Origin of the sequence: Streptococcus oralis (genome assembly GCF_021497945.1) — a bacterium.
GTDB classification, from domain to species: Bacteria; Bacillota; Bacilli; order Lactobacillales; family Streptococcaceae; genus Streptococcus; species Streptococcus oralis_BR.
Map to the genome: position 1 here is coordinate 1,910,260 of NZ_CP046524.1, position 20,563 is coordinate 1,930,822.

Genomic DNA, 20,563 nt, shown 5'->3' on the forward strand with positions numbered 1-20,563 from the left:
TAAAAATTCTATTTTATGATTCTTTCACCTCTAACAAACCAACTTCACCATCTTCACGACGATACAAAACATTTGTTGTTTGATCTTCTACGTCTACATAGATAAAGAAATCATGTCCCAACAAATCCATTTGAAGAAGCGCTTCTTCTAAATCCATTGGTTTTAAATCAATTTGTTTTGAACGAACTACTTTTGGTTGCACAACATTTGCCTCTTCAACTAGGGCATCTGTAAAGAGTTGGCTTGTCGCAACTTTATTTTTATTCTTCCGTTCGATTTTTGTTTTATTTTTACGAATCTGACGTTCAATTTTATCAGTTACAAGATCGATAGAGCCATACATATCTTGAGAAATATCTTCTGCACGGAGAGTAATAGATCCAAGTGGAATCGTTACTTCAACTTTTGCTGTTTTTTCACGGTAAACTTTCAAATTCACACGTGCATCCAACTCTTGCTCAGGTTGAAAATACTTTTCGATCTTTTCGAGTTTAGAAACTACATAATCACGAATCGCTTCTGTTACTTCTAGGTTTTCACCACGGATACTATATTTAATCATATAAGTACCTTCTTTCTAAACATTTTTGTTTTTCTAACTATATTATAGCGCTTTCATTTTCATTTTGCAAATTTTTTCCTCATCTTACAAGGGAAAAAGTTTTAACATCCAAAGCTCCTGCTTCTTCAAAAAGACGCTTCACACGATTGACAGTCGCACCTGTTGTATAGATGTCATCAATAAGCAAAATTTTCTTAGGAAGAGGGTCTTCAGTTTTTATAAAAAATGGAATTTCGGTAGCTAATCGTTCCGAGCGATTCTTAGAAGAACTAGCCGTCTCTTCTCTTTTCCCTAGTAAATCTTGAAAAGAAAAACCTGCTGCCTCAACCAAACCTTCAACCTGGTTAAATCCCCTCTCAAGCAATCTTTCAGGACTTAGGGGAATGATAACAAATTGATAGTCTCCATACTTTTTCAATTCATTAGCTAGAACAGGAGCAAAAACCTTTCTAAGTAGAAAATCTCCATCAAACTTATATCGACTAAAGAAGTCTTTCATAGCTTGATTATAGGTGAAGATTGCATTATGATCGACTCGAATCTTTTCTTTACACCAAAATTTACAATCTTGACACATAGTTGACAGGCCTGTTTTCATACAGTTCGGGCAATAGTCCTCACCAATTTTCTCAAAAGTAGACTCACAATCTGAACAAAGATAGTTGTTCTCATTCTTAAACAGCAAGAGGTGACTAAATATCAAGTCACTCTTTATTGTCTGTCCACATAATAAACAGTTCATAAGCCTGCCTCCTTGTTCATCTGCTTTATTTCCTTGATTGCTTTTTTGATCGAAACATTTAATCCATCATGAAAGAAGAGCAGTTCACCAGTCGGTCTATCCATACTGCGCCCAACTCGCCCTCCAATCTGAATCAAGCTAGACTTGGTAAAGAGACGATGATTAGCTTCTACAACAAAAACATCCACACAAGGAAAGGTGACCCCACGCTCCAAAATTGTTGTACTAATAAGGATTGTCAACTCTCCATCTCGAAAAGCTTGTACCTGCTCTAATCGATTTTCTGTGATAGAGGACACAAAGCCGATGTTTTCATTTGGAAACTGTTCCTGCAAGAGTTCTTTTAGTTTCTCGCCTTTCTTAATCTCAGATGCAAAGATTAACAACGGATAACTTGTTCTTCTCTGCTTCTTAATGTAGGACTTTAACTTTGGAGACAACTGACTCTTTTCTATATAGCGATTAAAATCTGATAACCAAACTAGCTTTGGAATAATCAATGGATTTCCATGAAATCGTCTTGGCAAGCTCAATCGTTTTAATTCTCCAGTGCGAACCTTCTTATCTAACTCATCTGTAGAGGTCGCTGTAAGGAATATCTTTAACCCCTCCTCCTTTACACATTGGTTTACAGCGTAGTAAAGTATAGGGTTGTCAACATAAGGAAAGGCATCTACTTCATCTACTATCAGCAAATCAAAAGCATGATGAAATTTTAACAACTGGTGAGTCGTTGCAACAACTAGTGGAGTTCGAAAATAGGGCTCTGATTCGCCATGAAGCAGTGCTATCTCACAAGCAAAGTCATTCTGCAGTCGCTTATACAATTCCAAACATACATCAATTCGAGGACTGGCCAAACACACTGCACCACCATTATTGATTACCTTGGCCACAACTTGATAAATCATCTCCGTCTTTCCAGCTCCTGTTACAGCATGAACCAAGGTCGGTTCTTTCTTTTCGACTGCTCGAATCAATCCCTCTGACACCTTCTCCTGAAAAGGGGTTAACTTACCACGCCACTTAAGAACATCTTGTTTAGGAAAATCTTCCTGCGGAAAATAGTATAAGGCTTGATCACTCCTGACTCGCTTCATCAGCAAACACTCCCTACAATAGTATGCGCCAATAGGCAAATACCATTCTTCTAAAATCGAACTATTACAACGTTGACAAAACAGTTTCCCCTTCTCTTTTCTCATTGCTGGCAGTTTCACTGCTACCTGTCGTTCTTCTTCAGTTATTTCTTTCTCAGTAAACAAACGACCGAGATAATTTGGATTTACTTTCATACTTCTTTATTCGTAAAAACCTAGCGCTTTAGATGATTTTTTAGTACAATTAAATCATGGAATTTAGAACAATTAAAGAGGACGGACAAGTCCAAGAAGAAATCAAAAAATCCCGCTTTATCTGTCATGCCAAGCGTGTTTATAGCGAAGAAGAGGCTCGTGAATTCATCACCACCATCAAAAAAGAACACTACAAAGCGACGCATAACTGCTCTGCCTTCATTATTGGGGAACGTAGTGAAATCAAACGTACAAGTGATGATGGTGAGCCCAGTGGTACTGCTGGCGTTCCCATGCTTGGGGTACTAGAAAATCACAATCTCACCAATGTCTGTGTGATCGTGACACGTTACTTTGGTGGTATTAAATTAGGCGCTGGAGGACTGATTCGTGCTTACGCTGGCAGTGTTGCCTTAGCTGTCAAAGAAATTGGCATTGTTGAAATAAAGGAACAAGCTGGAATTTCTATTCAAATGTCCTACGCTCAGTACCAAGAGTACAGTAACTTCCTTAAAGAACATAATCTCATGGAGCTAGATACAAATTTTACAGATCAAGTCGATACGGTGATTTATGTTGATAAAGAAGAAAAAGAAAATATTAAAGCTGCACTTGTAGAGTTTTTTAATGGAAAGGTCACTTTAACAGATCAAGATTTACGGGAAGTTGAGGTTCCTGTAAACTTAGTGTAAACAAAGGAGAAATTATGGCTTTTGGGAAATTTATTCAAGGACTTGCTGGAAACTTTAGCGAGCAAAACAAAGAGACTCTTATCAAAGAATATGGACAATATCTACTAGAGAATGAAGAAATTCAAAGTGGATATAAACTTATTCGCGATTCAATTATCTTTACAAATATCCGTATTATTTTTACAGATAAGCAAGGTGCCACTGGTCGCAAGGTGTCTGTTAAGTCACTCTTTTTGATGAACATTGTAAACGTTGAAATGGAAACTGCTGGATCAGGTATAGATGATAGTGAGATTACGATCACTTATTTAGAAAATATCTTTCTAAAAGCACATAATGAGCATCTTAGTTTCCATAAATTTGAATTTCCTAAAAAAACGGACATCCTCCCTCTTTACACCTATTTATTAGAATTGGCTTATCACAATCGATTAAAAATTAATAGCTTAGACCTTTGATATAAAAAAATCCTATCGCTTCGATAGGATTTCTATATTTTACAAATAGTCTGGAGCGCGTTATACTAGTATCATCTTATACAAAGAGGTATATCTATGACTATTTATAATAATATCACTGAACTAATCGGACAAACTCCAATTGTTAAACTTAACAACATTGTTCCAGAGGGTGCTGCAGACGTCTATGTTAAACTAGAAGCCTTTAACCCAGGATCTTCAGTCAAAGACCGTATTGCCCTTAGCATGATTGAAAAAGCGAAACAAGATGGTATTCTAAAACCAGGTGCTACCATTGTTGAAGCAACGAGTGGAAATACAGGTATCGGACTTTCTTGGGTTGGTGCTGCGAAAGGATATAAAGTTGTTATCGTCATGCCCGAAACGATGAGTGTGGAACGACGTAAGATTATCCAAGCCTATGGTGCCGAACTCGTCCTCACTCCTGGCAGCGAAGGAATGAAAGGCGCGATTGCAAAGGCTCAGGAGATCGCAGCTGAACGCGATGGCTTTCTTCCGCTCCAATTTAACAATCCAGCTAATCCTGAAGTACACGAAAGAACAACAGGAGCTGAAATTCTAGCTGCTTTCGGTTCTGATGATCTAGATGCTTTTGTGAGTGGTGTTGGTACTGGTGGAACGATCTCAGGTGTTTCTCACGCTCTTAAAGTAGCAAATCCAAACATTCAAGTTTATGCAGTAGAAGCAGATGAATCTGCGATCTTGTCTGGTGAAAAACCAGGACCTCACAAAATTCAAGGTATCTCAGCTGGATTTATTCCTTATACACTTGATACAAAGGCCTATGATGGTATCGTCCGCGTGACGTCAGATGATGCTCTAGCACTTGGACGTGAAATTGGTGGAAAAGAAGGCTTCCTTGTTGGGATTTCATCAGCTGCAGCGATTTACGGGGCAATTGAGGTTGCCAAAAAATTAGGCACAGGTAAGAAAGTACTTGCTTTAGCACCAGATAACGGCGAACGTTATCTGTCTACAGCACTCTATGAATTTGAAGTGTAGTCTCCTAAACGCACTTAGCCCTTATTATAGGGCTTTTTCTTTGACCAATTTAAAGAAAAATCTAAGTTCTCTACAGCAAAAGAAAAAGGAAGCAAATTGCTCCCTCTTTTATCATTAGTTATTCAAGGCTGCTGCCATTGTAGCTGCAACTTCAGCTTCGAAGTCGTTCGCAGCTTTCTCGATACCTTCACCAACTTCAAAGCGAGCGAACTCAACTACTGAAGCATTTACTGATTCAAGGTAAGCTTCAACTGTCTTGCTATCATCCATGATGTAGACTTGTGCAAGAAGTGTGTAAGCTTGGTCAACTTTAGTGTTGTCAAGCATGAAGCGATCCATTTTACCTGGGATGATTTTGTCCCAGATTTTTTCTGGTTTGCCTTCTGCTGCCAACTCAGCTTTGATGTCAGCTTCTGCTTGAGCAATCACTTCATCAGTCAATTGTGCTTTTGATCCATATTTTAAGTGTGGAAGGGCTGGTTTGTTAACCATTGCACGGCTTTCGTTGTCTTGGTCGATTACGTGGTTCAATTGTGCCAACTCATCTTTAACGAATTGAGCGTCCAATTCTTTGTATGAAAGAACTGTTGGTTTCATCGCTGCGATGTGCATTGACAATTGTTTAGCAAGAGCTTCGTCTCCACCTTCGATAACTGAGATAACACCGATACGACCACCATTGTGTTGGTAAGCTCCAAAGTGTTGTGCATCTGTTTTTTCGATCAAAGCAAAGCGACGGAATGAGATTTTTTCCCCGATAGTTGCAGTTGCAGACACATAAGCTGCTTCAAGAGTTTCACCTGAAGGCATTGTCAAAGCAAGTGCTTCTTCGTTGTTAGCTGGTTTTCCTTCAGCAATTACTTTAGCTGTAGCATTAACCAAGTCAACGAATTGAGCGTTTTTCGCAACGAAGTCAGTTTCAGCGTTTACTTCAATTACTGCTGCAACGTTACCGTTAACATAAACACCAGTCAAACCTTCTGCAGCAACACGATCAGCTTTCTTAGCTGCTTTCGCCATACCTTTTTCACGAAGCAATTCAATCGCTTTTTCGATATCACCGTCTGTTTCTACAAGCGCTTTTTTAGCGTCCATAACACCGGCACCAGATTTTTCACGCAACTCTTTTACAAGTTTAGCTGTAATTTCTGCCATTTTGATTCTCCTATATTTTTTAAAAATAGGAGAGCTGGGCTAGGCCCCGCCCTCCTAGGTAATTACTATTTATATGAATTAAGCGTTGTCGCCTTCTACAACTTCAACGATTTCTTCGATTGAGTCAGCTTGAGCTTCTGAAGCTGCAAATTCTGCTTCAACTGCTGCTGCATCTTCACCTTGACGTCCTTCGATAATAGCGTCAGCCAATTTAGCTGTGATCAATTTAACAGCGCGGATAGCGTCATCGTTAGCTGGGATGATTACATCGATATCGTCTGGATCAGTGTTTGTGTCAACCATCGCTACAACTGGGATACCCAATTTTTTAGCTTCTTTAACAGCGATTTGCTCTTTATGTGGGTCAACTACGTACATTACATCTGGGATACGAGGCATATCTTCGATACCACCCAAGAATTTTTCAAGACGTGCACGTTGTTTGTTAAGAAGTGCAACTTCTTTCTTAGGAAGAACGTCGAAAATCCCTTCTTCTTCCATGCGTTTGATTTCTTTCAAACGAGCGATACGTTTTTGGATTGTTTCCCAGTTTGTAAGAGTTCCACCCAACCAACGGTGGTTGATGAAGTATTGACCTGAACGTACAGCTTCTTCAGCAACAGCGTCAGCAGCTTGTTTCTTAGTACCAACAAACAATACAACTGCATCGTTAGCTGCTGCGTCACGCATAAAGTCATATGCTTGGTCAGCGTATTTTACAGTTTGTTGCAAGTCGATAACGTGGATTCCGTTACGCTCAGTGAAGATGTACTTAGCCATCTTAGGGTTCCAGCGACGAGTTTGGTGACCAAAGTGTACACCAGCCTCAAGAAGTTGTTTCATTGAAATTACTGCCATGAGTATTTCTCCTTTTTGTTTTTTCCTCTTCTCGATTTCAACTTGCAAAACGACCCAAGGGCAACAGTTTCACAATTCATCAAGAATGAGTATTATCGTTTACACGACAGGTTTCATTTTATCATATTTCAACAGTATTTTCAAGCTATTTAGTAGAATTTTAGTAGGACTTTCGGCTAAAAACATTAAAAGAGACTCGATTGAGTCTCTTCGTTTTATACATTAGTTTGGATAGATGTATGTTACGTAACCTTCAGAAGTTGTAGTTGGGTTGAACCATCCACGTTTGTTTCCGATTGTACGATCTCCACCGTAGTTTGATTCTGATACTTGGATACGAGTTGATGATGAAACTGCTGTAACAACCGCTACGTGTCCATAACCACCATCATTCCAACATGCAATCGCACCAACTTGTGGAGTTGAACCTGTACGGAATCCTGCTGCGGCTGCACTTGTTGCCCACTGAGCTCCGTTGCCCCAGTAATCTCCAGCCCAAGGTGCCAATGTTTTAGCTCCCCAAGTACATTCACCAGTTGGATAACTTGAAGCATTTGAGCTGTAAGTTGGACGTTGTCTAGCAGGCGCTGGCGCAGGTGCCGGAGTGTAGCTTGAATCTTCCTCGTCAGTTGTTGATGTTGCTTGTACTTGAGCTGAGAAACTTGTGTTTCCAGAAGCAACAACTGACTGCTGTTGGCTTGTTTGACGTGCTCTGTAAGTTGCTTCTGCTTCTGCAGCAGCACGTGCTTCTGCCTCTGCTACTGCTTTCTGCTCTAGCAAACTAGCTTTCTCACCTTCTGCAGTAGCTTTCTCAGCAGCAAGATTCAACTCTGCAACCTTCAACTCAGCTTGCTTAGTTGTCAATGCCTGCGCATCATCAGCCAGTTTTTGTTGGTTAGCAATAACTGTATTGATTGCTTCATTATTGGCTACTTGTTTATCAGAAATTGCTTTTTTATCAGCCTTTTGTTGCTCCAACATTTTGTTGTTAGCCGATACAATCTCACTCATTGCAGCAACACGCGAAATGGCTTCTGTGATTGATTTTGAGTTTACAATTGTATTAATGTAGCTAGTCGCAGCTCCGTTTGTCTGTGCGCTGCGTGCTTGTTTTTCTAAAGAAGCATTACGAGCTACGATATTTTTAGAAAGCTCTGTAATTTCTCCTTCAAGTTTTTTAGATTCAGCTTGTAATTTTTCGTTTTCGGCTTGCAAGCTTGCTTGCTCTGCTTGAATTGTTGAAACTTGACCTTGGATTTGATCCACTTGCTTTTGAGCTTCTTGTTGTTGCGCTGTTAAACTGCTAATTTTATTATCTTGAGCAGCAATTTTTTCATCAGTTGTTTCTGCACGAACAGTTGTCAATACTGCCGTTTGTGAGACCAATACTGTACTTAACAAAAGTGACGCTAAGATTTTTTTCTTCATATTCTGTCGATACTCCTTCTATTTGAGACATTACTAGTATACCAAAAAAAGACATAATAAATATTACGCCTTTGTTACATTTATATTTCTTTCTCATAGATAATATTTTTCAAAAATGTATTGGAAAATCGCCATCCATAAAAAGTTCAGAATCATTGATGGGACAAGACTATAGACGATGAATACCGGCATGGAATCTACAGTCAGTCCTACGGCAAGAGCCAAAAGATAGCTCCCCATATCAAACAGAAAACTGATCACAATAATGGTCAACATCCTTGTCCAACGATTCGTCAAAATCACGCTGTTAAACTTGTGGAGTGAAGCGCCAATCAAGATAAACAAAAGCGTGGCAATTCCAATCAAGTGGAAAAAATAAATATCGTAAACCAAACCCACGATACAACAATAGGCTAGATAGAGATACTCTGACACTTCGATTGTCTCAAATAAGAGAAACAAGAATAGAAAATGACTGGCTAAATGAAAGTGGGGGAAGAAGGATCCCACCAGTTGACCAATATGAGCATCAATTAGAACAACAACAGGGAGTAAAAAGAAAATACCAACTTGTCTAAACAGTCTCATTACTAATTCCCCACTAACTCTACCACATGAAGGCCTTTGGTGTCAGCACTTAACTTTACAGTTACCTCTCGCGTTAGATAATCACTGCTGTGCGTTGTGGCAACAACCTCGCCAACAGGAATATCCTTAACATTGAAGTTTCCGAGTCCCCCTGTAGTCACCTTGTCTCCCGCGCTAATGTCGCTGTTACTATTTAATTGGCTAATTTTAAGCAGTTCAGATTCCTTGTCATAACCAACGATAATTCCGTAAATTTCAGTAGAACCATGTTGGATTTTAACAGAGATCTTATCCGTGTTTTCAGCGTTGGTTAAAAGATTGACAGTTGTTGAATGATCTTCCACCTTTGAAACACTACCAACCAAGCCACCGTTTGCAATGGCCAACATATTTTCAGAAGCTCCTTTTGAACTTCCTACATCAATTGTTAACTCTTGCTTCCAAGATACTGGAGCACGCATAATCACATCTGCTGCTAGGGTTTTTGTAGCCTGTAATTTTGACTTCATCTCTAGCAACTGACGTAGTTGTTCATTTTCTGTTTTTAAACGTTCTGATTGATTAGACTCCACCTCTAGTTGATAGAGTTGTTTTTTTAGACTTTCGTTTTCATTGTAAGTCTGCGTCAAATGCCCCAAATCTGATTTGAAAGTGTCAAACCACTGAAAGGGTTTTTGAACAATTCTATCTACTAAAGAAATCCCATCTCCTAGTTTTGTCACAATAGCACTTGAATAGGTTGTCACTAATAGTACAGAAACTGCCAGAACTGTGACAAAAACGATGATTAGATATTTTGATTTTTTAAAACGGTTCATATTCCTACCTTTATACTAAAAATCTGCTACTGTGAGCTTCTTATCAAGCCTACAAATCTGCTAAGATTTTAAGAAAAATAAGAGACATCCCAGCACCAGAATCACAAGAATCGCCAGTGTATCCTTTTGACACCATCTCAACTGTCTATACTGGCTTCTACCCTTTCCTCCCTGATAACCACGCGCTTCCATGGCTATTGCCAATGAATCTGCACGCTTTAAGCTCGTCGCAAAAAGAGGAATTAAAATCGGAATCATAGCCTTTACTTTTTGAACGATACTACCTTCGCCAAAGTCAACTCCACGAGCTTTCTGAGCATTCATAATTCTCGTTGTGTCATCCATCAAGGTTGGAACAAAACGCAAACTCATTGATAACATCAGACCAATTTCATGAACGGGAACTTTCACGCGTTTCAGAGGTGCTAAAAGAGCTTCAACTGCAGCTGCCAAACTCAAAGGCATGGTCGTTAACGTTAGCAAAGTTGAAAAGAAAATAATCAACACAAAACGACAGAAAATAATCCCAGCTTGTTGCAAAGCATAATCCGTTATTTTTATAAAAGAAAACTCAAATAGGACATTTCCACTTGAAATGAAAAAGAGCTGAAAAAGAGTCGTAAAAGTAATCAGGAAGAACATGGATTTTAATCCCTGAACGAAAAATGAGAGAGAAACGCCTGACAAAGCGATAAATATACCTGTCGCTACAAACAGAATGAGATTGGTGAGAGGATTATTGGCCCAAAATACAATCAAAATCAACAGGATCATAGCGAGCAATTTGCTACGGGGATCCAAGCGATGAATGATGGAATCTCCTGGTATATAACGCCCTAAAATCATACTATCCATTTAGCGACTCCTTAAACTCCTCTATCTTGATTGGCAGTTTTTTAAAAGCTATACCTCTATCTGCCAAACGTTTGCAAAAGGCTGTGATTTTAGGCACACCTAACTGCACATTTTCCATAAAGGCTACATCTTGGAAAACTTCGCTCGGTTTACCACTTTTGACTAAGCTCCCCTTTTCCATAACGTAGACCTGATCAGCATACTCAGCTACATCATCCATCAAATGCGTTACCAGAACGATTGTCATTCCAGCAAGGTGAAGTTTTTTAAACAGGGTCATCAATTCTTTTCTGCCCAGAGGATCTAACCCTGCTGTTGGCTCATCCAAAACCAAGACAGTTGGTTCCATGGCTAGCATACCTGCTATAGCCACACGTCTCATCTGACCACCTGAAAGTTCAAAAGGACTGCGATCAAAGAGTGACTCATTGATGCCTACCAAGGCTAACTTTTCACGCGCAACTTTCTTGGCCTCTTCCTCAGAAACTCCAAAATTTTGCGGTCCAAACGCAACATCTTTCAAAACAGTCTCTTCAAAAATTTGATTTTCAGCAAATTGAAACACTAGACCAACCTGCTTTCGAATCTGACGAATTTCTTTATTGGTTGATGTAGAGGTAATGACAGTGTCAAAAACTCGAACAGAACCCTTACTTGGTACCAATAGGCCATTTAAAAGCTGTAAAATCGTTGATTTCCCACTACCTGTGTGCCCTACTAAAGCTGTATAGGAACCATCCTCAATCGTCAAAGAAACATCAGTCAAGGCTGATGAAGATAGGGGAGTCCCCTCTTGATAAGTAAAGTTCACATTTTCTAGAGTAATTCCCATAGCTTGTCCTCTAGCTCTCCTTCTGTCAAATAGCCATCCGGCAACTGATAGCCAGCCTCTCTCAAAGATTCTCTCAATTGATTAGTAAAAGGCTCATCTAACCCTATCTGGTCAAGGTCATCCCGAGAAAAAAGTTCTCTTGGGCTACTGGTTGACTCCACTTGGCCTTTTTTCATAACCAAGACACGGTCACTCATCGCAACTTCTTCCAAGTCATGTGTAATGGAGACGACTGTCATCTGGTGGTCTTTTCGAATCTCTTGAACTGTCTGAATCAGTTCTCTTCGTCCCTCGGGATCCAACATACTTGTAGCCTCATCCAGAATTAAAATAGCTGGCCTCAGGGCAACAACTCCCGCAATAGCCACCCGCTGTTTTTGTCCACCAGATAAGCGAGCTGGTTCTCTCTTCTTAAAGTTCAGCATCCCTACCAACTCCAAAGATTCAGCCACTCTTTTCTTCATTTCTTCTCGAGGAAGTCCCTGGTTTTCTAAACCAAAGGCGACATCATCTTCAACAGTTGCCCCCACAAATTGGTTATCTGGATTTTGAAAAACCATACCAATTTGACGGCGTAAGTCCCAAACATTCTCAGAGGACAGCAATTGCCCATCTATCCAGATTTCCCCAGACTCTGCTTCAAGCAAGCCATCAATCAAACGGATAGTTGTCGATTTCCCACTCCCATTATGACCTACAATTGAAAGCCATTCTCCACGTTTCACGTGAAACGAGACATTATTAACGTCATAATGTTCCTGGTCTTCCTTGTAACGAAAAGACAGATTTTTTACTTCAATAATCGATTTCATTTCGAACCAAATGTCCCTTTGAATACATGAGCGCTACCCTTGAAATAATCATAACCAGAGTAGATAGTGAAAAACAAAGCGATATAAAGCAACAGCTGACCAATTAAATTCCAATGTAAGAGCAAAAAGATAATAGCAAACATCTGACTAAAGGTCTTGATTTTCCCTGGCATCGCTGCTGCTAGAACTGTCCCTCCCGTCTCAACAAGCAACAAACGCAAGCCTGTCACCGCAAGTTCACGACAGATGATAATAGCAACAACCCAAGCTGGAGCCATACCTAACTCAATCAACATGATAAATGCTGACATAACTAGCAACTTATCCGCCATTGGATCTGCAAACTTCCCAAAGTTGCTGACCACATTCCATTTTCGAGCAAGATAGCCATCGAGATAATCCGTTATACTAGCAACTGCAAAGATGACTGCCGCCAGCAGGTGACTGCCTTGTGAATGGTCCAAAGTCAAAATAAAAATAAAGAGAGGTATAAAGAGAATTCTACCAATAGTTAATATATTAGGAATTTGTTCTTTCTTCATTGGTTTTTCCTTAATCTATAGTGAATGTAAGTGTTACAGTTCCAGTCTGAGTTGTCAGCTTCGAGGTGTCGATCGTTTGATTGTCCACAGTTAAAGTAACTCCCTTCACTACACCCAAAGTAATAGTCACAGGTTCTTTCGTCGAAACTGTTGTTTTTGCATTTCTATTGTCTGATGACAAGGTCACACCACCTTCAAGCTCACTTCCTGAAACACTAATCCAGCTAGTTGCATCTGAAACTGTCAGTTGAATGGTAGCCGTTTCCTTACTCGTTTTATAGCGAGCTTCAATACGGTTCCCTTCACCTGAAACGGTAATAGTTGATTCCACAGTAGAAGATGAGCTAGACGTCTGACTGCTAGAAGATGAACTAGTTGAGGTTGTTGAAGTGGTTGAGCTAACAACACTATAATTAGGCGAAGAAGGACGCGTTGGTTGAGTCTGGATATAATTCCAAACATAATAAGTCACAAAAATTAAAATCGACAAAGCAAATAGAACGAAATAAAACAAGGGGAGGTGAGACGTTTTTTTCTTATTTGATCGTCTGCGACCAGACAAGTCTTCTTCATCAACATCTACCTCTTCGTAGGTAATCATGCTTCCCGAATCATAGGCATCCAAAATGATTCGCTCGTCCAATTCAACCGCCCAGGCATATTTTCTTAAAAAAGAACGAGCATAAAATGAACTAGGAAGTTGATCAAAATCATCAGCCTCCATAGCCTCTAATAAATTCATCTGAATATCCGTTTTTGCCTGCAGTTCTTCTATACTCAATCCCTGATTAATTCTGGCTAGACGCAGAACCTCACCAATTGTTTTTTTTCTCATACGTACCATTCCTTCTTTCTAGGGTTACTTATCTTTTAAGCTGGAAAGATTGTAAAATCAACTAGATCACCACCATCTATCAAACGATGACCTGCTTCAAGAACATCGTCTAAAGTAATTTCTTGTAAAATTTTTGGTAAATCAAAAATAGTTTCTCCTCTGTCGACTGGTTCATACTGTGTCGCAATAAACTCCAAGGAGTTCATACTACTAAAAAATTCCCCAAACATCTCACTCTTAACAAGATCGAGATGTTCCTCTGTAAGATCTGAATCTTTCGTAAAGTTGTGAATAGCCTTTCGAAATTGATGAGACAAAGAAACAGGTTCTTTCGTTTCCATCGTCAACATCACAAAATGAAAGCGACTGTTGACTTCAACCTCAAGTGACAATGACGCATCCAACTTCCCTGTCTCATATAACTTTTGAAATCGCTCAGAAGTCCAACCAAACAGCATCGTAAACAATAATTTTAGCAAAACATTATAACGGTAGCAATCTGCCTCTGCCACCTCACCTGTTCCCCTAATTCCAACAGCAAGTTTTGGAGAAGAAACCTCCATCCGGAGACTGTCTGTTTCTTTGACAGCTTGTAAAGTAAGCTTCTCCTTCCTTACTACCATTTCTTCCAAGTCTCTAAGTTTCTTTTGTGAAAAATACTTCTCAACCGCATCTACATCAAAATTCCCAACTAAAAACAAAGACATATTGACAGGTTTGTAAAAGGCTGTAAAGTTATTTTTTAAGTCATTTAGCTGGATATTGTTAATTGACTTTTCACTTCCAACAATATCTGCTGCCAGAGGAGTATTGGGATAAAGATTTGCTAATGTTGCAAAAAACAGACGCGAATCTGGATCGTCTTGGTACATCTCACGTTCCTGTTGGATAATTTCCCTCTCTCGCTCAACTGACTCTTCTGTAAAATGAGCAACTGTTACCAATTCTTCAAGCAAATCCAAATTTTCTGATAAATGATCTATTGTTGAAAACAAATAGCTCGTCTTTGTAAAACTTGTAAAAGCATTGCTATCAGCTCCCAAGCGTGTAAAAGACTCCATAACATCTTCAGCATTTTCTCTCTCAAACAGTTTGTGTTCAAGAAAATGTGCAATTCCAGCTGGATAACACTGTAAACCTTTTTCAGATAGTGTAAAGCTTGTGTCTACTGAGCCAAATCGAACTGTTACAACTCCGTAAACTTCATTAAATTGTTTCTTAGGAAGGAGAGAAACTGTCAATCCATTTGATAGACGAGTCTGATAAACCGTCTCCTTTACAGCAGGATAGTATTTTTCTTCAAAGGTAACTGGTGTCATTCTATTCCTTCCATAAAGTATATCGCTTGTAACCGAACACTATTTGCTGCTTTGCAGATAGCTTCTTTATCAACTTGATTTAATTTTTCAATCCAATTGTCAAAATCTGATGTAGATTTCCCTAACAAACTATTCAAGTAAACTCGCTCGATTAGTGAGCTCTGACTATCTTGCGCAAGCAATAAGGTTCTGCGAATCATCTCCTTAGTCTGTTCAATCTCCAAATCTGTAAAATTACCTTTCTTTAGTTCAAGTAATTGATGATTCATCAGTTTTCTGGCTTGATTGCGCTTTTCCCGATCAATGCCAGCATACATCCTCAATTGACCACTAAATAAATCCAATTGACTGGAGATAGTGTAGGCTAGACCAGCATTTTCCCGAACATTTGTAAAAAGCTTAGAGTGAGCAAAACCACCTAACAGACCATTCATTACTACCATGGCCAAATGATGCTTGTCTCCATAGCTCGTAGAACAATGGTAAGCCAATTCCAAAACAGATTGGCCCACATTCTTACGAACCATTCCTTCCCGAAGGACATTTGAATATGGTTGTTTGTACTGAGGCTTGACATCGATTTGACGCCCAGTAAAGGAGAATGACCTCAACCACTCCTTCACTTCAACTTCATTAAAATCACCTAAGAAAAAGAAATCAATCCGATCTTTGTTGAGAGCATCTTGAAAGCAAGTGTAGCTACTTCCCGGAGACTCATTTGAAATGCGATTTCGTAAATCACTATATCTCAATTGAAGACGCTCATCATGGAAGAACAAGCTATCCAACTCCTTATGAGCAAAATAAAATGAATCATCCATATCAGTAGCTAGACTAGCCAATAACTGTTTTCTTTCAATTTCAAATAAGGCTGGCTCAAAAGCACCATCTTGAGCTAAGGGGGCAAATAAAGTCTGTCTCACCAGTTCAAAAATTTGAGAAGTCAAGACATTCTTTTTGCTTAAAAAATCATCCCTCACATAGGTAAATGTTAGGTCAAGAATATGTACCTGTCCCCTACGATAAGCACTTGTGGAAATATCCGTTCCATATAAACTTGCCAAATATCTGCGAAAAGCTTGAGATGTTGGGTGAGCTTTATTGGCAGTTTCCAACATACTTGCACTTAACATGCGTCCCGCTATTGTCTCAAGAGATAAGGGAGCAGTAAAACGAATAGTGATTTTATTTGTTTTAAACTTTTTGGATTGAATAAAATTTGCTGAAATTCCAGACACCAACTCCATACCTTACCTCCTTACATATAGAGTTCTATTATACCACGAAAATCAAAATTTTTCTTGTTCTCTTTATAGCTTTCAAAAGTAAAATCGTTTTCATTTCGACTGACTTTCCTTCAGCTATTTCAGGGAAAATATGGTATAATACCAAAGATTGAGGTGAATTATGGAATACAAATTATTTGAAGAATTTATTACGCTCCAAGCCCTTCTAAAAGAGCTTGGAATTATACAGAGCGGTGGTGCTATTAAATCCTTTTTAATGGAGCATCAAGTTTACTTTAATGGTGAATTAGAAAATAGACGTGGAAAAAAAATCCGTATTGGAGATACGATTGACATTCCTGATTTAAAGATTGACATCACCTTGACACAACCAAGTTTAAAAGAGCAAGAAGAATACCAAGCAGATAAGATTGAAAAAGAGCGGATTGCTAAACTTGTCAAAGAGATGAATAAGGGTGTAAAGAAAGAGAAACAAAAAACTACTTCATCACCTAAAGTCAAACAAGCTCCACGTTTTCCAGGAAGATAATCATGTGGCTCCAGCATTTAACAATAAAAACCTTTCGAAACTACAAAGAGGCAAAAATTGATTTCAATCCAAAATTAAACGTCTTTTTAGGCCAAAATGCTCAAGGAAAAACCAATATTCTAGAAGCAATCTATTTCTTAGCCTTGACACGTAGTCATCGTACTCGGACAGATAAAAATCTCATTCATTTTGATGAAGAACAACTCCATCTTTCTGGCATGCTACAGAAAAAAACAGGTTCTATCCCTCTAGAAATTGATTTAACACCAAAAGGGCGTGTGACTAAAGTCAATCACTTAAAACAAGCTCGTCTCTCAGACTACATCGGACATATGAATGTGGTTCTCTTCGCACCTGAGGATCTCCAATTAATTAAAGGAGCACCCTCCGTTCGTCGAAAATTTATAGACATCGAACTGGGACAAATTAAACCAATTTACTTGTCAGACCTGTCAAACTACAACCATATACTCAAGCAAAGAAATACGTATCTAAAATCTAGCCATAAGATTGACGAAACTTTTCTGTCAGTCTTAGATGATCAGTTAGTAGAGTATGGTTGTCGCGTTATAAAGCATCGAATAAAATTCATTAAAGATTTAGAGAAATTTGGTCAAAAAAAACACTTAGAAATTTCAAATAAATTAGAAGAGCTGTCAATATCTTATCAATCATCTGTCAACTTCACTAATGAAGAACAGCTAACTAGTTCTTTTAAAATGGCTTTAGAAAAAAGTAGATCAAGAGACTTATTTAAAAAGAATACTGGTGTTGGCCCTCATCGAGATGATATTTCTTTCTATATCAATGGTATGGACGCTAGTTTTGGAAGTCAGGGTCAACATCGCAGTCTTGTACTCTCTATAAAATTAGCAGAAATAGAGTTAATGGAAAGTATTACTAAAGAATCTCCAATATTACTACTTGACGATGTTATGAGCGAACTTGACAACACTAGACAACTAAAATTATTAGAAACGATTTCACAATCTATCCAAACCTTTATCACAACAACAAGTTTAGACCACTTGCAAAATTTGCCAGAAAATCTTAGTATCTTCAATATCCAAAATGGTAAAATATCTGTAAACCCACATTGACAACTTTGTAAACAAAAAAGAACTCCTGAAATTCAGGAGTTCTTTTCTTCTTACATAGAGTAGTTTGGCGCCTCATTAGTGATTTGTACATCATGAGGATGGCTTTCTTTCAAACCTGCACCCGACATTTCAATAAATTGAGCATTGTCGTGTAGTTCTTTAAGGTTAGCTGCACCACAGTAACCCATACCAGAGCGAATACCTCCAATCATTTGGAAGACAATATCAGCTGCTGCTCCTTTATAGGCAACACGGCCTTCAATTCCTTCTGGAACAAGTTTGTTTGCTTCATTGACAGAACCTTGGAAGTAACGGTCACTTGAACCTTTCTTCATTGCAGCGATTGATCCCATACCACGGTAAGTCTTAAACTTACGTCCTTGGAAGATTTCCGTTTCACCTGGTGCTTCGTCTGTTCCAGCGAACATTGATCCAAGCATAACCGCATTTCCACCTGCAGCAAGGGCTTTTACAATATCTCCAGAATACTTGATTCCACCATCAGCAATAATCGTTTTTCCATATTCGCGCGCAACTGCTGCCGCATCATAGATTGCTGTAACTTGAGGAACTCCGACACCTGCAATCACACGAGTAGTACAGATAGAACCTGGTCCAATACCGACTTTGACAACATCTACACCAGCATCATAAAGAGCACGCGCACCTTCTGCAGTTGCAATATTACCAGCAATCAAAGTGCGATCTGGGAAATGAGCACGAATCTCAGCAATTTTACGTAGAACCCCAGCAGAGTGACCATGTGCAGTATCAATAACAATTGCGTCAGCTCCTGCTTCAAAGAGAGCCTCTGCACGTTCAAATGTATCTGAAGTGACACCCACCGCACCCGCAACTAGAAGACGACCAAATTCATCTTTCGCTGCATTTGGAAACTCAATCACTTTTTCAATATCTTTGATAGTAATCAAGCCAGAAAGACGACCTTCTTCGTCTACCAAAGGAAGTTTTTCAATACGGTGTTCTTGAAGAATGCTTTCAGCTGTTGCAAGATCTGTACCCACAGGAGCAGTAACAAGATTTTCACTGGTCATGTGGTTTGAGATTGGCTGATTGTAATCTGAAATAAAGCGAAGATCTCGGTTTGTCAAAATACCAACCAATTTACGATTTTCAAGTGTTTCCACAACTGGAACACCACTGATACGGTAGCGTCCCATCAGTTCGTCTGCTTCAGCAATAGTGTGTTCTGGAGTCAAGAAGAATGGATCAATAATGACACCATTTTCAGAACGTTTTACCTTGCGAACTTCATCTGCCTGTTGCGCAATAGACATATTTTTATGGATTACTCCAAGACCACCTGCACGAGCAATGGCAATGGCCATTTGACTTTCTGTGACCGTGTCCATGGCGGCTGTAATAATTGGGATATTTAAAGTCAGATTATCTGCCAATTTTGTTGTTAAATCTGCATCATTAGGCAACACATGACTTTCTGATGGAATGAGCAATACATCATCAAAGGTAAAACCTTTTTTCAAAAATTTAGTGTCCCAATTAGACATTGAAGTTTCCTCTTTTCTTTCTTTTTGAGCTTGACTCTTTTTGTATTGTATCTATCATACCATTCTATGAAAATTTGTCAATTATATTTATAACAGAAAACATAAAAAAAACTATCCCTGTGATTCTATGGAAGAGATAGTTTTACGATTCATATTTTATCTATTATTTAAAATAATTTAGTCCCATCGCTCCCTTAACTTCAGATAGAGTTTGCCCTGCAACCTCACGAGCTTTTTCACTACCTTTTTGAAGCATATTGTACACTTCACCCATATCCTTAGCAAATTCGATACGGCGCTCACGAATAGGACCAAGTTCGCGTTCGAGTATTTCAAGTAGATAACGCTTCGTCTTCACATCGCCAAGACCACCACGTTGATAGTGTTCTTTCATCTCTGCAATGTCTTGAGCATCTTCAGGACGACCAAACACATCTAGATAATGGAACACCATATTTCCTTCAATCCTACCTGGATCCTCAACCCGAATATGGTCCGGATCAGTATACATACTCATGACTTTTTTACGCAAGGTATCCGCATCATCGGCTAGATAAATACCATTATTAAGGGATTTAGACATTTTAGCATTTCCATCTAACCCAGGCAAACGTCCTGCTCTCTCATTTTCTGGATATATCCCTTCTGGTTCCACCAAGACATCACAGTTATATGCGTTGTTAAAAGAACGAACAATCTCGCGAGTTTGCTCAATCATTGGTTTTTGGTCTGTTCCTACAGGAACATAATTAGCCTTGAAGGCAGTAATATCTGCTGCTTGCGCAATTGGATAAACCAAAAATCCTGTCGGAATACTTTCTCCAAACCCTTTCTGAGCAATCTCTGTTTTCACTGTAGGATTGCGCTCCAAACGAGCTAATGAGACTAGATTCATATAGTACATAGATAGTTCAGCCAACTCTGGAATTTGACTTTGAATAAAGATAGTTGATTTACTTGGATCCAATCCAACTGCTAAATAATCCAAGGCAACATTCCCAATCGATTCTACAATCGTTTGAGGGTCTTTGGCGTGATCTGTCAAGGCTTGTTGGTCAGCCAAAAAAACAAACATGTCATACTTGTCTTCTTCCTGCAGCAATACTCTATTTTTAAGACTCCCAACATAATGTCCAATATGCAGTTTTCCTGTTGGGCGATCTCCTGTTAAAATAATGGGTTTCGTCATTTTTTTCTCCTTCGAAATGGTCTCTTCAATTATAGCATTTTTTTGTTAAAATAACAGAAAATTATTTAAATCAAACAACTAACTCATTGTAAACAAACCTGTAAACTTAATTGACATAAAATTGACAAACAAAAATTTGAATATTTTCCTCTTTT

General features: G+C 38.9%; 22 protein-coding genes. 5 read left to right on the forward strand and 17 right to left on the reverse strand.

Features of this window, described 5'->3' with window-relative positions; all coding sequences use genetic code 11:
- Positions 1 to 13: 13 nt before the first annotated feature.
- The 3 genes from hpf to GOM47_RS09475 form a co-directional block, all read right to left on the reverse strand.
- Positions 14 to 562, reverse strand: a complete 549-nt coding sequence (hpf, locus tag GOM47_RS09465; RefSeq protein ID WP_000599113.1) for a ribosome hibernation-promoting factor, HPF/YfiA family — start codon at positions 560 to 562, stop codon at positions 14 to 16.
- A 79-nt stretch (positions 563 to 641) separates the two neighbouring features.
- Positions 642 to 1,304, reverse strand: coding sequence for a ComF family protein (locus GOM47_RS09470; RefSeq protein ID WP_235080646.1), 663 nt, complete (start codon positions 1,302 to 1,304; stop codon positions 642 to 644).
- Positions 1,301 to 2,599 (reverse strand): DEAD/DEAH box helicase, encoded by a 1,299-nt coding sequence (locus GOM47_RS09475; RefSeq protein ID WP_235080647.1) that lies wholly within the window; start codon positions 2,597 to 2,599, stop codon positions 1,301 to 1,303. The genes GOM47_RS09470 and GOM47_RS09475 overlap by 4 nt, the downstream gene beginning before the upstream one ends.
- Positions 2,600 to 2,655: 56 nt before the next feature.
- Here GOM47_RS09475 and GOM47_RS09480 point away from each other — a divergent pair, with 56 nt between their 5' ends.
- The 3 genes from GOM47_RS09480 (at position 2,656) to cysK (ending at position 4,772) form a co-directional block, all read left to right on the forward strand.
- Positions 2,656 to 3,291, forward strand: coding sequence for a YigZ family protein (locus GOM47_RS09480; RefSeq protein ID WP_235080648.1), 636 nt, complete (start codon positions 2,656 to 2,658; stop codon positions 3,289 to 3,291).
- Between the two features lie 14 nt (positions 3,292 to 3,305).
- The gene (locus GOM47_RS09485; protein ID WP_235080649.1) at positions 3,306 to 3,749 is read left to right on the forward strand and encodes a PH domain-containing protein; all 444 of its coding nucleotides are present in this window, start codon (positions 3,306 to 3,308) and stop codon (positions 3,747 to 3,749) included.
- A gap of 96 nt (positions 3,750 to 3,845) precedes the next feature.
- The gene (cysK, locus tag GOM47_RS09490) at positions 3,846 to 4,772 is read left to right on the forward strand and encodes a cysteine synthase A (protein ID WP_235080650.1); all 927 of its coding nucleotides are present in this window, start codon (positions 3,846 to 3,848) and stop codon (positions 4,770 to 4,772) included.
- A gap of 114 nt (positions 4,773 to 4,886) precedes the next feature.
- Here the strand turns inward: cysK and tsf are convergent, their stop codons facing one another.
- From tsf to yfmF, 12 genes are all read right to left on the reverse strand, one after another.
- Entirely contained in the window at positions 4,887 to 5,927 is a 1,041-nt protein-coding gene (gene tsf, locus GOM47_RS09495) for a translation elongation factor Ts (protein WP_084974703.1), read from the reverse strand.
- A 78-nt stretch (positions 5,928 to 6,005) separates the two neighbouring features.
- On the reverse strand, positions 6,006 to 6,785 hold the full coding sequence (gene rpsB, locus GOM47_RS09500) for a 30S ribosomal protein S2 (RefSeq protein WP_235080651.1): 780 nt from the start codon (positions 6,783 to 6,785) through the stop codon (positions 6,006 to 6,008).
- Positions 6,786 to 7,007: 222 nt separating this feature from the next.
- Complete coding sequence (gene pcsB, locus GOM47_RS09505) at positions 7,008 to 8,213, reverse strand: peptidoglycan hydrolase PcsB (protein ID WP_235080652.1); 1,206 nt, start codon at positions 8,211 to 8,213, stop codon at positions 7,008 to 7,010.
- Between the two features lie 93 nt (positions 8,214 to 8,306).
- The gene (gene mreD / locus GOM47_RS09510) at positions 8,307 to 8,801 is read right to left on the reverse strand and encodes a rod shape-determining protein MreD (RefSeq protein WP_235080653.1); all 495 of its coding nucleotides are present in this window, start codon (positions 8,799 to 8,801) and stop codon (positions 8,307 to 8,309) included.
- 2 nt (positions 8,802 to 8,803) lie between these two features.
- Complete coding sequence (gene mreC, locus GOM47_RS09515; protein WP_235080654.1) at positions 8,804 to 9,619, reverse strand: rod shape-determining protein MreC; 816 nt, start codon at positions 9,617 to 9,619, stop codon at positions 8,804 to 8,806.
- A 60-nt stretch (positions 9,620 to 9,679) separates the two neighbouring features.
- Positions 9,680 to 10,474, reverse strand: a complete 795-nt coding sequence (locus tag GOM47_RS09520) for an energy-coupling factor transporter transmembrane component T family protein (RefSeq protein ID WP_235080655.1) — start codon at positions 10,472 to 10,474, stop codon at positions 9,680 to 9,682.
- On the reverse strand, positions 10,467 to 11,306 hold the full coding sequence (locus GOM47_RS09525; protein ID WP_235080656.1) for an energy-coupling factor transporter ATPase: 840 nt from the start codon (positions 11,304 to 11,306) through the stop codon (positions 10,467 to 10,469). The genes GOM47_RS09520 and GOM47_RS09525 overlap by 8 nt, the downstream gene beginning before the upstream one ends.
- Complete coding sequence (locus GOM47_RS09530; RefSeq protein WP_235080657.1) at positions 11,291 to 12,118, reverse strand: energy-coupling factor ABC transporter ATP-binding protein; 828 nt, start codon at positions 12,116 to 12,118, stop codon at positions 11,291 to 11,293. Before GOM47_RS09530 ends, GOM47_RS09525 begins: the two co-directional genes overlap by 16 nt.
- Complete coding sequence (gene pgsA, locus GOM47_RS09535; RefSeq protein ID WP_235080658.1) at positions 12,115 to 12,660, reverse strand: CDP-diacylglycerol--glycerol-3-phosphate 3-phosphatidyltransferase; 546 nt, start codon at positions 12,658 to 12,660, stop codon at positions 12,115 to 12,117. Before pgsA ends, GOM47_RS09530 begins: the two co-directional genes overlap by 4 nt.
- 10 nt (positions 12,661 to 12,670) lie before the next feature.
- The gene (gene rodZ, locus GOM47_RS09540; protein ID WP_235080659.1) at positions 12,671 to 13,495 is read right to left on the reverse strand and encodes a cytoskeleton protein RodZ; all 825 of its coding nucleotides are present in this window, start codon (positions 13,493 to 13,495) and stop codon (positions 12,671 to 12,673) included.
- 35 nt (positions 13,496 to 13,530) lie between these two features.
- The gene (gene yfmH, locus GOM47_RS09545) at positions 13,531 to 14,814 is read right to left on the reverse strand and encodes an EF-P 5-aminopentanol modification-associated protein YfmH (protein ID WP_235080660.1); all 1,284 of its coding nucleotides are present in this window, start codon (positions 14,812 to 14,814) and stop codon (positions 13,531 to 13,533) included.
- Complete coding sequence (gene yfmF, locus GOM47_RS09550) at positions 14,811 to 16,061, reverse strand: EF-P 5-aminopentanol modification-associated protein YfmF (RefSeq protein WP_235080661.1); 1,251 nt, start codon at positions 16,059 to 16,061, stop codon at positions 14,811 to 14,813. Before yfmF ends, yfmH begins: the two co-directional genes overlap by 4 nt.
- Positions 16,062 to 16,221: 160 nt before the next feature.
- On the opposite strand from yfmF, the gene yaaA reads away from it, so the two are divergent.
- A complete protein-coding gene (gene yaaA / locus GOM47_RS09555) occupies positions 16,222 to 16,590 on the forward strand; it encodes a S4 domain-containing protein YaaA (protein WP_195215749.1) in 369 nt (122 codons plus the stop codon).
- 2 nt (positions 16,591 to 16,592) lie between these two features.
- Positions 16,593 to 17,690, forward strand: a complete 1,098-nt coding sequence (gene recF / locus GOM47_RS09560; RefSeq protein ID WP_235080662.1) for a DNA replication/repair protein RecF — start codon at positions 16,593 to 16,595, stop codon at positions 17,688 to 17,690.
- A gap of 50 nt (positions 17,691 to 17,740) precedes the next feature.
- On the opposite strand, the gene guaB is transcribed toward recF, so the two are convergent.
- Both guaB and trpS read right to left on the reverse strand, forming a co-directional pair.
- On the reverse strand, positions 17,741 to 19,219 hold the full coding sequence (guaB, locus tag GOM47_RS09565) for an IMP dehydrogenase (protein WP_235080663.1): 1,479 nt from the start codon (positions 19,217 to 19,219) through the stop codon (positions 17,741 to 17,743).
- Between the two features lie 163 nt (positions 19,220 to 19,382).
- Positions 19,383 to 20,408 carry a tryptophan--tRNA ligase gene (gene trpS, locus GOM47_RS09570; RefSeq protein ID WP_235080664.1) on the reverse strand — a complete coding sequence of 342 codons (1,026 nt, stop codon included), beginning with the start codon at positions 20,406 to 20,408 and terminating at the stop codon, positions 19,383 to 19,385.
- Positions 20,409 to 20,563: the final 155 nt, after the last annotated feature.